Origin of the sequence: Halorubrum sp. SS7, assembly GCF_005435055.1 — an archaeon.
Lineage (GTDB): Archaea > Halobacteriota > Halobacteria > Halobacteriales > Haloferacaceae > Halorubrum > Halorubrum salinarum.
The window spans coordinates 1-556 of sequence record NZ_SGXV01000248.1 but is presented as its reverse complement, the minus strand read 5'-3'; the positions used below and the strand labels follow the sequence as shown (position 1 = coordinate 556).

Here is a 556-nt window from a genome sequence, read left to right as displayed (position 1 = left end):
GGAATGAGGACCCAGAACGTCAGCGCGCCGAGCACCATTAGCCAGAAGAACACGTCGCCCGCGAACACGCCGACCTCGCCGTACGCCGTGTTCACGCCCTCCGCCGGGTTCACGAGCTGTACCACGTCGTAGTACGACGGCGTCCGGTACCAGCCCCCGAAGGTGATCCACCCGAGGCCCCCGATCGCGAACAGGGCGAAGCCCTTGATGAACTCGTCTGCCATTACCTCACGTTTCGCTGGGGTCGTCTTGAGACTTTCCCATCCCCTGTCCGCGGAACCGAGTCCCGAGCACGTACACGGCGGTTCCGAGGAGGATGAACCCCACGCCCGTGATCGCCAGTATCGCCACGAGCACGTCTTCCGGCGGCAGGATACCGGCGTTGTCGAGCAGGTAGACGATGATCGTCCGGACGAAGCTTATCTGAAGCGTCGCGGCGTCGACGAGCGTGAACCCGATCAGGAAGGTGACCACCGCGGCGAGCGTCGAGAAAACTGTCACCGCCTTGTACAGCCGGAACGGGACGACGACCTCGTCGCGGAGGCGGAGCGGGTCG

2 protein-coding genes are annotated in these 556 nt (G+C 64.6%); both read right to left on the bottom strand.

Translation table 11 applies throughout. The annotated features are described in order from the left end of the window. A partial coding sequence (locus EXE44_RS17870) for a hypothetical protein (protein WP_137718041.1) occupies positions 1-224 on the bottom strand: 224 nt, incomplete at its 3' end. Positions 225-228: 4 nt separating this feature from the next. Next, positions 229-513, bottom strand: a complete 285-nt coding sequence (locus EXE44_RS17865; RefSeq protein ID WP_241991892.1) for a hypothetical protein — start codon at positions 511-513, stop codon at positions 229-231. Positions 514-556 lie beyond the last annotated feature (43 nt).